Below are 13,797 nucleotides of genomic sequence, written 5' to 3'. Positions count from 1 at the left end.
GAACCTGCAATGCCCCGACATGTGTTGACCTTGTTTGCCGCGCTGTTGTGCGGCTGTTCACTTGCCCCTGCTTACCACCGCCCCGCCCCTGCGGTACCCGCGCAGTTTCCGCAAGGGCCCGCCTATACCGCCGATACGCCACCGCCGGTCGAAGCCGGGCAGCAGGTATTCCGCGACCCGGTGCTGCGCCAGTTGATCGAGGCCGCCCTGGCCAACAACCGCGACCTGCGCACCGCCGCACTCAACGTCGCGGCTGCGCAGGCACAATACCGCGTGCAGCGCGCCGAACGGCTACCCCAGGTGGCGGCTGATGGCCACGGCCAGCGTCAGTACCTGCCCAGGGGCATGACCGGTACCGGCAAAGGCATGATCAGTTCCAGCTACGCGGCCACGCTGGGGCTGAGCGCCTACGAAATCGACCTGTTCGGCCGGGTGCGCAGCCTCAACGACCAGGCATTGCTGAACTACCTGGCCAGTGACCAGGCACGGCGCAGTAGCCGCCTGAGCCTGGTGGCGAGCGTTGCCAGTGTGTACCTGACCTGGCAGGCCGACCAGGCGCTGCTGACCCTGGCCAACGAAACCCTGGCCACTGACCAGCGCAGCCTGCGCCTGGCCCGTAACCAGCGCCGGGCGGGCACGCTGTCGGCACTGGATGAGGTGCAGGCGCGCACCCGCGTGGACAGCACCCGGGCGGCAGTGGCGCGTTACCGGCGGCTGGTCGCGCAAGACCTCAACCAGCTGACGCTGCTGGTGGGTGCCCCGGTTGCTGCGAAGGGGGTCGCACAGCCCTTGGCGGCCGAGCAGATTGCCAGGCTGCCGGCCGGTTTACCGTCTGACTTGCTGCAGCGGCGGCCCGACATACGCCAGGCCGAGTACCAGTTGCGCGCCGCCAACGCCAATATCGGTGCTGCGCGGGCGGCGTTCTTTCCCAGCATCAGCCTCACCGCCAATGCCGGCAGCACCAGCCCCCAGCTCAGTGGCCTGTTCGATGCAGGTTCGGGGACCTGGCTGTTCCAACCGCAGATCAACCTGCCGATCTTTACCGCAGGCAGCCTGCGCGCCAGCCTGGATTACGCGCGCCTGCAGAAGGATATTCAGGTGGCGCAGTACCAGCGAGCCGTCCAGCGCGCATTCCAGGAAGTTGCCGATGGCCTGGCCGCGCGGGCGACCTACCAGCGCCAACTGCAGGCACAACGCGACCTGGTCGCGGCCAGCCAACGCTATTACGACCTGGCCGAGCACCGTTACCGCATTGGCGTGGACAGCAGCCTCACCTTCCTGGACGCGCAGCGCGCGTTGTTCAGTGCCCAGCAAGGGCTGATCAACGACCGCCTGGCGCAATTGCTGGCAGAGGTGAACCTGTTTGCGGCACTGGGTGGCGGGTGGGATGACCAGGATTGAACGCCGGCCCAGGCGTGCAGCGCATCTGGCACGCGCGTGCGATTTAAAATTAATGCATTTGATAATGATTCGTAGTAATTTCGCGGCGCAAATTTCTCCCAGCGCCCTACTTCAGGATCGTCCAGTCGATGCGTCGCACGTTCGTTTCGCTTTGTGTGCTTCATGCTGTCTCCCCATTGGCCCTCGCCGAGCCCGAACCGCTCAGCGACCCGGCCCAGATCGAACTTCAGGCCCTGAGCATCACTGGCACAGCCGACAGCGAACGGGCTGATGGCCCAGTGCTCGGCTACAAGGCCAACCGTTCCGCCAGTGCCACCCGCACCGACACCGCGCTGCACGAAACACCGCAGTCGGTCAGCGTGGTGCCCAAGGCGGTACTGCAAGACACCGGTGCCACGCGCCTGCAAGACGGCCTGGACTATGCCGGTGGCGTCGGCCGGGCCAACAACTTCGGTGGCCAGGGCCTTACCACCTTCACCGTGCGCGGCTTTACCACCGGCGAGTTCTACCGTAACGGTTTCCCGATCAACCGTGGCTACCCCAACGCACCAGACGCCAATACCGTCGAGCGGCTGGAGGTGATCCGCGGCCCGGCCAGCAGCCTGTACGGCCGTGGCGACCCCGGCGGCACCTTCAACGTGGTCAGCAAGCAGCCGCTACCAGACCCCAAGGTCACCCTGGGCAGCCAGTTCGACGACCAGGGCATGCACCGCGCCACCCTCGACGCCGCCGGCCCGCTGAACCAAGACGGCTCGCTGGCCTACCGCCTGAACCTGCTTGGCGAGGGCGGCGACAGTTTCCGTGATGATGTGCAAAGCGAGCGTTATGACGTGGCGCCAGTGCTCAGCTGGCAGGTCAACGACACCACCAAGGTCGTGTTCGAAGGCGACTTCATGCGCAACAACCACCCGCTGGACCGCGGCCTGACCCGCTACGCCACCCAGCGTGGCAGCGCCTGGCGTGACACCTATATCTGGGAAAAAGGCAGCGACAACCTGCTGCACAATGACAACAACATGGCGCAGGTGCGTTTCGAGCACCTGCTCAATGACAACTGGACGCTGGCGGGCGGGTTCCAGTTCCTCGATGGCTCGCTCAAGGGCAATGCGGTCGAAGCCAACGGCGCGCCGCTGGATGGGCGAACGCTGGAGCGTAACTTCAACTACCGCAAGCTGGAGTGGACCGATCGCGACTGGCAGCTGAACCTGACCGGCTACTTCGACACCGGCGGCTTCAGCCACACCTTGCTGACAGGGGTGGAGTACGAGAACTATGACTACAACTCGATCATCCAGCGGTCCTCTGCGGTGGCGGGCACCTACCCCATCGACATCTACGACCCGGTACTTGGCCAGCCACGGCCGGCGCTGACCCGCACCACGACCTGGGACAAGGAGAACCTGCAGACCTGGGCCTTCTTCATCCAGGACCAGGTGGCCCTGACCGAGCGTTTGAAGGCTCTGGCAGGCGTACGCTTCGAGCGCTTCGAGCATGACTACGACAACAAGCTGGACAATGCCGGTGATTTCAGCAAAGGCGAAAACGGTGCTACGCCCCGGATTGGCCTGGTCTATGACCTCACCGACACGGTCGCCGTCTACGCCAACACCGCGCGCTCTTTCAAACCCAACACGGGAACCCCGGCCAGCGGCGGGGGCTTCGACCCGGAAAAGGGCAAATCCTACGAACTGGGCGTGAAATGGGAAGCGCTCGACCGCCAGCTGAGTGTCGACGCAGCGGTCTACCACATCGTCAAGGAAAACGTGTTGACCCGCGACCCGGTGGACCCGAACTACAGCGTGGCGGCCGGCGAAGTGCGCAGCCGGGGCCTGGATATCAACGTTGCTGGCAATGTCACCCCCGAGTGGCGCGTCATTGGCGGCTACGCCTATGTGGATGCCGAAGTGACCAAGGACAACCGCCTGCCAACCGGCACGCGACTGGCCAATATCCCGCGCAACAGTTTCAGCCTGCTCAACACCTATGAGTTCCAGGACGGTGTCGCCAAGGGGCTTGGCTTGGGGCTTGGGGTGAAATACGTGGATGACCGCAACGGCCAGACCGAGGCGACCACCTACACCATGGAGCAATACACGGTGGTTGATCTGCTGACCTTCTACCAGGTCAACGACCATATACGCCTGAACCTGGATGTGAAGAACCTGTTCAACAAGGCGTATGACGAAGGCGCATTCAACCTGTATGCCTACCCGGGTGCGCCGCGTACGGTACAGGCTGGCGTCGCGTACACCTTCTGAACGGCTGGGGCTGCATAAGCAGCCCTACCTGTCAGAAACCTTTGCTGTAGAACAGCGAATACGACTCGATGCCGTCGTTGGGCTGCTTGATCCCGGCGTTGGAATAATGGATCGCACGCAGCCCGACTTTCTGCTCCCCTGGCAGTTTCAGGCCAAGGCCGATACGGTCCTCGAAGTTGAACGACGAACCCAGGCGCTGGTCGCCCACATCAGTCTTGGAGAACGCAGCCAGGCCGATGCCCGCTTCGATGTACGGGGTGTAGGTGAAACCGCTGAATTCATAGGTGAACACCGGGCTGAACGACAGCGAATGGGCGCCACTGGCGTCGCCGCCCTCCCAGTAGGTGTAGCCGGCGTCCCAGTAACCGCTGACATAGCCGATGTCGCTTTGCAGCCACTTCTTGTCCCAGTCGAACGACATACCAATGCGGTAGGTCATGTCGCCCTGGCTGGTAACGCCCACGGCGCCGGACACCTGCGCGGCCTGTGCCATGCCAGCGCCGGCAAGCGCCAGCACGGCAACGGCCAGCGATGCTGCGAGACGGGTTTTCATCTACGACTCTCCTGATGGTCTACACGGCAAGCGGGGGCTGTAGCCCCTCGATTAAACGGTGACCGGTTCATCGCGACCGGTCACACGAGGTAATACTTTTCTGATTATTGTCCGATAATCAGAAAGTTGGAAGTAAATTGCCATTATTGCTCATAGACCGTTGCGGTGTGAGGCGGTACCAGACCGCGAGCGCCGTGCAGACGTGCGGACTAGACGTAGATTAGTATTTGTAAATCATTGGCTTGCATTCTTTTCTTCAAGCAGTTTCACGAACATGCTCAAGCTGCGTGATACTGTGCCACGTCGCCACACCAGCCAGGTTTTCAGGTAGCGGAAGTCTTCCGACATGGGCCAGGCAATGACCGTGCTGCAGCCCGGCATGTTGTCGAGCATGCTGCGCGGCAGCATGGCCAGGCCGGCCCCGGCGCTGACGCAGGCGAGCATGCCGTGGTACGACTCCATTTCATGGATCTTGCCGGGAACCGCCTGGTCTTGGACGAACCAGTTTTCGAAGTGATGCCGGTACGAACAGTTGGCCCGGAACGCGTAGATGTTTTCACCGTTGACGTCCTGGGCGCGGGTCACCGGGGCATGATTGAGCGGTGCGATGACCATCATCTCTTCCTCGAACACCGGGATGCCCTCCAGCGTGGGGTGCAACACCGGGCCATCGACGAACGCAGCCACCAGCCGGCCAGACAACACCCCCTCGAGCATGGTCCCTGAAGGGCCGGTGGACAGGTCCAGGTCCACCTTGGGGTAGCGCTGGTTGTAGGCCGCCAGCAAGGCCGGGATGCGCACGGCTGCGGTGCTTTCCAGCGAGCCCAGGGCGAAGGTGCCTTGCGGGTCTTCACCGGCCACGGTCAGGCGGGCCTCGTGCACCAGGTCGAGAATGCGCCGTGTGTATTCCAGGAAGTTCCAACCCGCGGGTGACAGGCGCAAGCGGCTTTTCTCGCGGATGAACAGTTCCACACCCAGGTCTTCTTCCAGCTGCTTGATGCGCGTGGTCAGGTTGGAAGGCACCCGATGGATATGCTGCGCGGCAGCGCTGATGCTGCCCTGCTCTGCCACGGCCTTGAAGATCTCCAGTTGCACCAGGTCCACAGCCTTTCTCCAAACGTGAATGTTTCGCTCATTATTATTCAGTTTTCATTAAAGCCATAGCCCACTAGTCTGGCTCCACTGTTCAATAACGACGAGAGTGCCCTGCCATGAGTGCGATCAGCAGCCTGACCCACGCCATCTCCCTCGACCCGTACACCGGCGAGCAGATCGGCGCCTACCCGTTCGACACCGACGCCGCACTGGAAGCGGCGCTGCAGCGTGCCAAGGCCGGCTACCGCCAGTGGCGCCAAGTGTCGCTGGGTCAGCGCAGCGAGTACCTGCTCGCCTTGGCCAGCACCCTTGAAGCCAAGGCCGAGGCCTTCGCGCAGATGATCAGCCGTGAAATCGGCAAGCCCATCGCCCAGGCCCGCGGCGAAGTCGCCAAGTGCGTTGGCCTGTGCCGCTGGTATGCCGAGCATGGCCCCGCGATGCTGGCCGCCGAGCCTACCCAGGTCGAAAAGGCCCGCATCGAATACCGCCCGCTGGGCCCGATCCTGGCGGTGATGCCCTGGAACTTCCCGGTCTGGCAGGTACTGCGCGGCGCCGTGCCGGCGATCCTGGCCGGCAATACCTACGTGCTCAAGCACGCGCCGAACGTAATGGGCAGCGCCTACTTGCTGGGCGAACTGTTCAAGGATGCCGGCCTGCCGCAAGGCGTTTTCGAAGTGTTGAACGTGACCCCGGAGGGCGTCACCCGCGCCATCAACGACCCGCGCATTGCCGCGGTGACCCTGACCGGTAGCGTGCGTGCCGGCATGGCGATCGGTGCCCAGGCCGGTGCCGCACTGAAAAAATGCGTGCTCGAACTCGGCGGTTCCGACCCGTTCATCGTCCTGGCTGACGCCGACCTGGACGCCGCAGTCCAGGCAGCCGTCATCGGTCGCTACCAGAACACCGGCCAGGTCTGCGCAGCGGCCAAGCGCATGATCGTGGAAGCAAGCATTGCCGACGCGTTCACCCGCAAGTTCGTCGAGGCAACCCGGCAGCTGAACATGGGCAACCCGCTGCAGGACGACACCTACATCGGCCCCATGGCCCGCTACGACCTGCGCGACGAGCTGGATGGCCAGGTACAGGCGACGTTGGCCGAGGGTGCCACCCTGCTGCTGGGCGGCCACAAGGTCGAAGGCGTTGCCAACTTCTATGCCCCGACCGTGTTCGCCAATGTGACCCCGGACATGACAGCATTCAAGCAAGAGCTGTTCGGCCCGGTGGCGGCGATCATCACGGCCCGTGACGCCGAGCATGCCGTGGAGCTGGCCAACGACAGCGAATTCGGCCTGGCGGCGACCATCTACACCGCCGATTATGCGCTGGCCGAGCGCATGACTGCCGCGCTGGATACCGGCGGCGTGTTCATCAATGGTTACTGCGCATCCGACCCCCGCGTGGCGTTCGGCGGCGTGAAGAAAAGCGGCTTCGGGCGCGAGCTGTCGCACTTTGGTGTGCGGGAGTTCACCAATGCCCAGACCGTGTGGCTGGACCGTAACTGAGTCCAGTGAAGCAGGGGCTGCATTGCAGCCTCTGCCAACCTCAATCGCGCACCTGGTCCTTGACCCAGTCCAGCATCCCCCCCGGCACGATCAGCTCATGCCGCGCCCGTGAACAGGCGGTGTACAAGCCTGCCAGCAGGCGCGCCCGTTCATTGCGGTTACCGGCCACCTGCGGCGTGACCATCAGCTCGGGCGACACCATCACCCGGGCAAACTCCATGTTCTTCACATCCCTTACCCGCCCGAGGAACAGCTTTGGCGCCTTGGTCCAGCGGTAACGGCTCTTGGCCTGGGCAAAGTGCTGCGGGGTGTAGCCCTTGCGCAGCAGGTTGGCCACCGCGACGAATGCCTTGTCCTCACCCTTGTCCTGCTCCAGCGCCTGCCAGCTGGCATAGCGGAACAGCATCGGGTGACGAGGCCGGGTGCCATGGCGGTACAGCTCGATGCAATCCTCCACGAACAGTTCGAAGTCCTTGCGCGCGCTTTGCAGCAGCACGAACGGCACGCCCTGGTGCGTCAGGCGCTGGAACCAGCCAAACAGCCCCCACTCGTCATCGACGATCAACGCGGTGGGCTGTTCCGGCACCGTGACCGCATCGAAGAAGCTGACCCGGGTGTAGTGCTCGGCGCTCCCACTGAAGGCCGCCTGGATCGATGCCGGGTGCGCCTGTATCAGCGGGTTGAGCACGTTGTCCATCGCCGGCCCTGCGCGCAGCGAGTGGTCGATGCAGCGCTGGCGGATGAAGCTGCCATGGTGCGCACTGAGGCCGTTCAGGTTCTGCAGTTCGTCACCGAGGGCGATGACCGCTTGCGGGCTGCGGTCAAGTACGGCAAGCATCGGTGCCGACAACTCGTGCGCCTCGTCGACGATGACATGGGTGTAGCCGCTGTCAATCACCAGGCCGGTCAGCGCCAGCAGCTTGACCCGGTGGTAGTCGCGTACCGGCAACTGGATTTCCCGCGCTGACGGGCGAATCAGCTCCTGCCAGTACAGCCGTGCCTTTTCCAGCAACACTTCCTGGTCCAGCGGCGATGTGCCCGGCCCGGCCCAGGGCAGGTGGTGCAACTGCACCTGCGCGTCGGCACTGTGGCAAAACGCCCGCACCGCGCGGATGCACAAGGCGACCACGTCGCGCGCGGCAAGCGGGCCAATGTCGGGGATGGCCAGCCAGCGCACCACCTGCGCCTCTTGCGGGCGCCACGAGCGCTTGGTGCGGTAAGGGTCGCGCAGGCGCCAGCCGTTGCTGGTGAGGTCGCGGTTCAACAGCTCGTCGGCCAACTGGCCGAAGGTCAGCGCGGTGTAGGCAGCGGCATCCTTGACCCGCGCCTGCAGCGCACGCAACTGGCCCTCGGTCAAGGCCAGCAACAAGGTGCGCTGCGGCTCCAGCAACCGGGCGAACTGGTGGATCAGAAAGGTCTTGCCGGTACCGGCAAAGCCCTGCACGGCGACCGATTCGTCGATACCGCCCAGAAATTCACGCAACAGCCGGTTCTGCTGGTCGCTGAGCATCAGGTCGCTGGCCAGCGCCGGCAGGTGCACGGGGTGCAGCGGCGTGGCGCGCTGGCGATAGCGGTCGGCGAACTGGAAATTCCACTGCCCCTCGTCGTCCTGCAGTTCATCTGCGCTGTACGCCACTTCACCACTGAGCAGCGCAATGCCGTTTTCGCCCAGCATGCCCAGGCCCATGGCGAAGGCTTCACGGTCGAAGTGCTGCGCCACCTGCCCCTGGAAGCGCCCAGGCGCGGCACGTTCAACGTCGTTGGCGATCCGCACGATCTCGGCAAAGCGGCGCTCCTGAGCATCGGCGGAGGCAGTCGCCGGCTGGCGAGGCAGGTTTTGCACGAACAACACCGCAGCGGCCTGAAGCAGGCTGGCGCTGCTGAAGAAGTCGGTAAGGGGAACACTGGCGAGGCTGTCAGCCTGGTCACTGGGCAAAGGCAGGTAGAACATCGGCACCTCGGGTCGAAACAGGCTGGCACGATAGCAATTTTCGGCGCCGGCTGCTGCACTTGCGGGCCGGCGGTTCAGCGCTTGACGCGCTTGAGTGTCTCGCTCGGAAATTCCTTGAACAATTGCCGGTAACTCTCTGAAAACCTTCCCAAATGCCAGAACGACCAACGCATCGCCACTTCCGCCACGGTCACGCCACCGCCCCGCAACAGATCGCGCCGCGCCCCATTGAGCCGGCGCAACCGCAACCAGTGCGCGGGCGGCATGCCGGTGTAGGCCTTGAAAGCCTGCTGCAACTGGCGCAGCGACACGCCCGCCACCGCCGCCAGTTCCACCAGGTTCAAGGTTTCTTCCGGGCAGTCAGCCGCCCACTCGCTGACCCGGTGCATGATCGCCCGCTCCTCGTCCCGCCGGCCCATGGCCATGCCCTGCAAGCGCTGGCAGGCATTGTCGAGGATGAACAGGCAGTCCTCCAGCAACTGCTCCGCCAACGCCTGCCCCTGCAACGGGCACCCAGCCTCGCCCAGGCGGGTCAGGGTGGCACTGAGCCAACTGCCGAACAACGCATTCTGGCCACTGCCCAGCGGCACCATGAACAAACCGTCGAGCCTGCGAGGGTCCAGGCCGTGGCTGGCGAGAAACGTCTGGTCGAACACGACGGCCACTTCCTGGTAATTCTCTGGCGTGATCCAGATGTTGCGGCTCTGTTCATTGAGCAGGTAAAGGCTGTTCTCGCTCTGGTCGAAGCAGAACGCCAGTGACCCGCTCGGCGCCCGGAAGAACTGCTCTACCCGGGTGTTGAGGCGTTCTTCGTAGACCTGCACGCCGTCAAGCCCCAGGCAGCGCAACTGGCCGCTGAAATGGCCCGGCGACATCTGCCGGTACTGCTGCTGCCAACCGGGGGTGATGCGAACCTGCTCGGACACATCCGAGGTGTGGAAAGCTTGTACCTGCAAGGCGTTGGGCGTTGTCACGCTTTGTCCTGATTGCACTCTTTTGGTGCATTGAATGCCGAAGAAAGTGGATAGATGGCGATGGGCTGCCGAGCCCAAGATAGCCTCCAGCGTGTCACCTGGGAAGCGCGATGCCCTTGAAGCTGTGCAACGGCTTCGGCGGGTGCAGCGCCTCCCACATAAAAAACCCAACCAAGAGGTCTGTATGAACGCCCCCTTCGATCAGCTCTCCACCTGGCTGAAAGAACACCGGATCACCGAAGTAGAATGCGTGATCAGCGACCTGACCGGCATCGCCCGCGGCAAGATCGCACCGACCGCCAAGTTCCTTCACGAACGTGGCATGCGCTTGCCCGAGAGCGTGCTGCTGCAAACGGTCACCGGCGACTACGTTGACGACGATATCTATTACAACCTGCTCGATGCGGCTGACATCGACATGGTCTGCCGCCCCGACCCGAGCGCTGTGTACCAGATCCCGTGGGCCATCGAACCTACCGCGATCGTGATCCACGATACCTTCGACAAGCAAGGCAACCCCATCGAGCTGTCGCCGCGCAACGTGCTGAAGAAAGTGCTCAAGCTTTACGCTGACAAGGGCTGGCAACCCATTGTCGCGCCAGAGATGGAGTTCTACCTGACCAAGCGCTGCGAAGACCCGGACCTGCCACTGCAAGTGCCGCTGGGGCGTTCCGGCCGGGCCGAAAGCGGCCGGCAGTCGTTCTCGATCGATGCCGCCAACGAATTCGACCCGCTGTTCGAGGACGTGTATGACTGGTGTGAAATCCAGGGCCTGGACCTGGACACGCTGATCCACGAAGACGGCCCGGCGCAGATGGAGATCAACTTCCGCCACGGCGACGCGCTGGACCTGGCCGACCAGATCACCGTGTTCAAGCGCACCATGCGTGAGGCTGCGCTCAAGCACAACGTGGCTGCGACGTTCATGGCCAAGCCGATCACCGACGAGCCGGGCAGTGCCATGCACCTGCACCAGAGCGTGGTCGACATCGCCACCGGCAAGCCGATCTTCGCCAACGACGACGGCAGCATGAGCCCGTTGTTCCTGCACCACATTGGTGGGTTGCAGAAGTACATCCCCAAGCTGCTGCCGATGTTCGCCCCCAACGTCAATTCGTTCCGCCGCTTCCTGCCGGACACCTCGGCACCGGTGAACGTCGAGTGGGGTGAAGAAAACCGCACCGCCGGTTTGCGCGTCCCCACCTCCAGCCCGGAAGCGATGCGCGTGGAAAACCGCCTGCCCGGCGCGGATGCCAACCCTTACCTGGCGATCGCTGCCAGCCTGCTGTGCGGCTACCTGGGCATGGTCGAGCAGATCGACCCGAGCGCCCCGGTGCAGGGCCGCGCCTACGAGCGGCGCAACCTGCGCCTGCCCATCACCATCGAAGATGCGCTGCAGCACATGGAAGACTGCGAGACCGTGCAGCAGTACCTGGGCAAGCAGTTCGTGCAGGGCTATGTGGCGGTCAAACGGGCCGAGCACGAGAACTACAAGCGCGTGATCAGCTCGTGGGAGCGCGAGTTCCTGATGCTGAGCGTCTGAGCCGCCCTGGGGGCTGTGCAGCCCCCACCACACCTGAACTCGTAGAACAAAACCAACGAGGTGTTCCCATGCGTCATCTGCAAGCCCTGATCCCCGCGGCATTCACCCTGCTGTTCGCCACCACCAGCCACGCCACGCCCACTGTGAGCGTGTACAACTGGACCGACTACATCGGTGACACCACCCTGGCCGACTTCCAGGCCAGCAGCGGCATCAAGGTGGTTTATGACGTGTTCGACTCCAACGAAACCCTCGAAGGCAAGCTGCTGGCGGGGCGCACCGGCTACGACGTGGTAGTGCCCTCCAACCATTTTCTGGCCCGCCAGGCCCAGGCCGGTGCATTCTTGCCGCTGGACCGCAGCAAACTGCCGAACTGGAAGCACCTGGACCCCAAGCTGCTCAAGCAGCTTGAGCAGAACGACCCGGGCAACCAGTATGCGGTGCCCTACCTGTGGGGCACCAATGGCATCGGCTATAACGTGGAAAAGGTCAAGGCTGCATTGGGCGTAGACCGCATCGATTCCTGGGCGGTGCTGTTCGAGCCCGATAACCTGAAAAAGCTCAAGCAGTGCGGCGTGGCCTTCATGGACTCGCCCGATGAACTGTTCCCCGCCGTGCTCAACTACCTGGGCATGGACCCGCGTAGCGAAAAGCCGGCCGACTACGCCAAGGCCGAGGCGCGCTTGCTCGAGCTGCGCCCGTACATCACCTATTTCCACTCGTCCAAGTATGTTTCCGACCTTGCCAACGGGAATATCTGCGTAGCGTTCGGTTATTCCGGTGACGTGTTCCAGGCGGCCAACCGCGCCGTGGAAGCGAAGAACGGGGTGAAGGTCGCCTACAGCATTCCCAAGGAAGGCAGCAACCTGTGGTTCGACCTGCTGGCCATTCCGAAGGATGCGAACAACCCGGAGCAGGCGCTGGCCTTCATCAACTACCTGCTCGACCCCAAGGTGATCGCCAAGGTCAGCGCCACGGTCGGCTATGCCAACGCCAACCCGGACGCCAAGGCCTACATGGATGCCGCGCTGGTGGACAACCCCGAGATCTACCCCCCGCAGGAGGTACTGGACAAGCTGTACATTTCCAGTACCCCCAGCCCGAAGATCATGCGCGTCATGACCCGCTCCTGGAGCAAGATCAAGTCCAACCGCTGAGCCGAGACCCTCTATGTCATTCAATACCCAACACACCGCTTCGTACTATGCAGCCACTGCGCGCGATGCGGCCCCCTACCCCAGCCTCGACGCTGACCTGAGCGCTGATGTGTGTGTGGTCGGGGGTGGGCTGACCGGGGTCAATACGGCGCTGGAGCTGGCCGAGCGTGGTTTGTCGGTGGTGCTGCTGGAGGGGCGGCGCATCGGCTGGGGTGCCAGTGGCCGCAACGGCGGCCAGCTGATTCGCGGCATCGGCCATGATGTCAGCGGTTTTGCCCGGCATGTCGGCCAGGATGGCGTGCGCTACCTCAAGCAGGCCGGCATCGACTCGGTGGCGCTGGTCGCCGCGCGCATCGCCCGCTACGACATTGCCTGTGACCTGCGCTGGGGCTTTTGCGAACTGGCCAACACGCCCGCGCAGTTCGACGCCTTCAAGGATGAACTGCAAGACCTGGCAGCGCTAGGTTACCGCCACGAAACACGGCTGGTCGCAAGCGGGCAGCTGCATGAGATCGTCGCCAGCGACCGGTACGCCGGCGGCCTGGTGGACATGGGTTCAGGGCACCTGCACCCGCTCGACCTGGTTCAGGGCGAGGCCCGCGCCGCCCATACCCTGGGCGTGCGCATTTTCGAGCAAAGCCCGGTGCTGCGTATCGAGCATGGGCCCAGCGTTACCGTGCATACGGCACACGGCAGCGTGCGCGCGGGCCGCCTGGTGCTGGGCTGCAACGCCCACCTGGACGACCTGGAACCGCGGCTGAGTGGCAAGGTGCTGCCAGCCGGCAGTTACGTGGTGGCCACCGAACCGCTGCCCGAAACACTGGCGAGCCGCTTGATCCCGCAGAACATGGCACTGTGCGACCAGAAAGTCGGCCTGGATTACTACCGCCTCACCGCTGATCGCCGCCTGTTGTTCGGCGGCGCCTGCCACTATTCCGGCCGCGACCCCAAGGACATCGCCGGGTATATGCGGCCGAAGGTGCTGAAGGTATTCCCGCAACTGGCCGATGTGCGCATCGACTACCAGTGGGGTGGCATGATCGGCATCACCGCCAACCGCTTTCCCCAGGTCGGGCGCTTGAGCCAACACCCCAACGTGTATTACGCCCAGGGCTATTCCGGGCACGGGCTGAACGTGACTCACTGGACAGCCAAGCTGCTGGCGGAAAGCATCGCCCTGGGCCACAGCCACGGCCTGGATGTGTTCAGTGCAGTGCCGCATCTGACGTTCCCCGGTGGCAAGGCACTGCGCTCGCCACTGCTGGCGCTGGGGATGTTGTGGTACCGGTTACGTGAGGTGTTGGGCTAGCAATGTGTGGGTGTTATTTGGCAAAAGATATGCATCGCCTGGGAGATCGAGCGC

Annotated in this window: 10 protein-coding genes; 6 read left to right on the top strand and 4 right to left on the bottom strand. The window is 63.7% G+C overall.

Annotation, left to right across the window (positions count from 1 at the left end; genetic code table 11):
- Positions 1 to 9: 9 nt before the first annotated feature.
- Both GYA94_RS20195 and GYA94_RS20190 read left to right on the top strand, forming a co-directional pair.
- Complete coding sequence (locus GYA94_RS20195; protein ID WP_161892956.1) at positions 10 to 1,401, top strand: efflux transporter outer membrane subunit; 1,392 nt, start codon at positions 10 to 12, stop codon at positions 1,399 to 1,401.
- Between the two features lie 128 nt (positions 1,402 to 1,529).
- On the top strand, positions 1,530 to 3,659 hold the full coding sequence (locus tag GYA94_RS20190) for a TonB-dependent siderophore receptor (RefSeq protein ID WP_161892955.1): 2,130 nt from the start codon (positions 1,530 to 1,532) through the stop codon (positions 3,657 to 3,659).
- A 31-nt stretch (positions 3,660 to 3,690) separates the two neighbouring features.
- Here GYA94_RS20190 and GYA94_RS20185 read toward each other — a convergent pair whose 3' ends face one another.
- Positions 3,691 to 4,212, bottom strand: coding sequence for an acyloxyacyl hydrolase (locus GYA94_RS20185; protein WP_110677531.1), 522 nt, complete (start codon positions 4,210 to 4,212; stop codon positions 3,691 to 3,693).
- Between the two features lie 234 nt (positions 4,213 to 4,446).
- On the bottom strand, positions 4,447 to 5,316 hold the full coding sequence (ptrR, locus tag GYA94_RS20180; RefSeq protein WP_161892954.1) for a putrescine utilization regulator PtrR: 870 nt from the start codon (positions 5,314 to 5,316) through the stop codon (positions 4,447 to 4,449).
- A gap of 107 nt (positions 5,317 to 5,423) precedes the next feature.
- Here ptrR and GYA94_RS20175 point away from each other — a divergent pair, with 107 nt between their 5' ends.
- Positions 5,424 to 6,809, top strand: a complete 1,386-nt coding sequence (locus GYA94_RS20175) for an aldehyde dehydrogenase family protein (RefSeq protein ID WP_054904725.1) — start codon at positions 5,424 to 5,426, stop codon at positions 6,807 to 6,809.
- A 40-nt stretch (positions 6,810 to 6,849) separates the two neighbouring features.
- Here GYA94_RS20175 and GYA94_RS20170 read toward each other — a convergent pair whose 3' ends face one another.
- Both GYA94_RS20170 and GYA94_RS20165 read right to left on the bottom strand, forming a co-directional pair.
- A complete protein-coding gene (locus GYA94_RS20170) occupies positions 6,850 to 8,760 on the bottom strand; it encodes an AAA family ATPase (RefSeq protein WP_110677537.1) in 1,911 nt (636 codons plus the stop codon).
- A 74-nt stretch (positions 8,761 to 8,834) separates the two neighbouring features.
- The gene (locus GYA94_RS20165) at positions 8,835 to 9,734 is read right to left on the bottom strand and encodes a helix-turn-helix domain-containing protein (RefSeq protein ID WP_161892953.1); all 900 of its coding nucleotides are present in this window, start codon (positions 9,732 to 9,734) and stop codon (positions 8,835 to 8,837) included.
- A gap of 184 nt (positions 9,735 to 9,918) precedes the next feature.
- Between GYA94_RS20165 and GYA94_RS20160 the strand changes: the two genes are divergently transcribed.
- The 3 genes from GYA94_RS20160 to GYA94_RS20150 all read left to right on the top strand — a co-directional run bounded on the left by GYA94_RS20160 (position 9,919) and on the right by GYA94_RS20150 (position 13,743).
- The gene (locus tag GYA94_RS20160) at positions 9,919 to 11,277 is read left to right on the top strand and encodes a glutamine synthetase family protein (RefSeq protein ID WP_009682756.1); all 1,359 of its coding nucleotides are present in this window, start codon (positions 9,919 to 9,921) and stop codon (positions 11,275 to 11,277) included.
- A gap of 68 nt (positions 11,278 to 11,345) precedes the next feature.
- Positions 11,346 to 12,434, top strand: a complete 1,089-nt coding sequence (locus GYA94_RS20155) for a polyamine ABC transporter substrate-binding protein (RefSeq protein WP_161892952.1) — start codon at positions 11,346 to 11,348, stop codon at positions 12,432 to 12,434.
- A 13-nt stretch (positions 12,435 to 12,447) separates the two neighbouring features.
- Positions 12,448 to 13,743: an NAD(P)/FAD-dependent oxidoreductase gene (locus GYA94_RS20150; protein WP_161892951.1), complete on the top strand. Its 1,296-nt coding sequence runs from the start codon at positions 12,448 to 12,450 to the stop codon at positions 13,741 to 13,743.
- The last annotated feature ends 54 nt before the right edge of the window (positions 13,744 to 13,797 follow it).

Source organism: Pseudomonas juntendi, assembly GCF_009932375.1.
Lineage (GTDB): Bacteria > Pseudomonadota > Gammaproteobacteria > Pseudomonadales > Pseudomonadaceae > Aquipseudomonas > Aquipseudomonas juntendi.
The sequence above is the reverse complement of the archived record's forward strand: the minus strand, read 5'-3'. Positions and strand labels throughout refer to the sequence as shown.

Excerpts from the sequence above, each read along its gene's own strand:
- GYA94_RS20150 (WP_161892951.1), top strand. The coding sequence starts at position 12,448 with ATGTCATTCAATACCCAACACACCGCTTCGTACTATGCAGCCACTGCG.
- GYA94_RS20155 (WP_161892952.1), top strand. The coding sequence starts at position 11,346 with ATGCGTCATCTGCAAGCCCTGATCCCCGCGGCATTCACCCTGCTGTTC.
- GYA94_RS20195 (WP_161892956.1), top strand. The coding sequence starts at position 10 with ATGCCCCGACATGTGTTGACCTTGTTTGCCGCGCTGTTGTGCGGCTGT.
- GYA94_RS20190 (WP_161892955.1), top strand. The coding sequence starts at position 1,530 with ATGCGTCGCACGTTCGTTTCGCTTTGTGTGCTTCATGCTGTCTCCCCA.
- GYA94_RS20175 (WP_054904725.1), top strand. The coding sequence starts at position 5,424 with ATGAGTGCGATCAGCAGCCTGACCCACGCCATCTCCCTCGACCCGTAC.
- GYA94_RS20160 (WP_009682756.1), top strand. The coding sequence starts at position 9,919 with ATGAACGCCCCCTTCGATCAGCTCTCCACCTGGCTGAAAGAACACCGG.
- GYA94_RS20170 (WP_110677537.1), bottom strand. The coding sequence starts at position 8,760 with ATGTTCTACCTGCCTTTGCCCAGTGACCAGGCTGACAGCCTCGCCAGT.
- GYA94_RS20185 (WP_110677531.1), bottom strand. The coding sequence starts at position 4,212 with ATGAAAACCCGTCTCGCAGCATCGCTGGCCGTTGCCGTGCTGGCGCTT.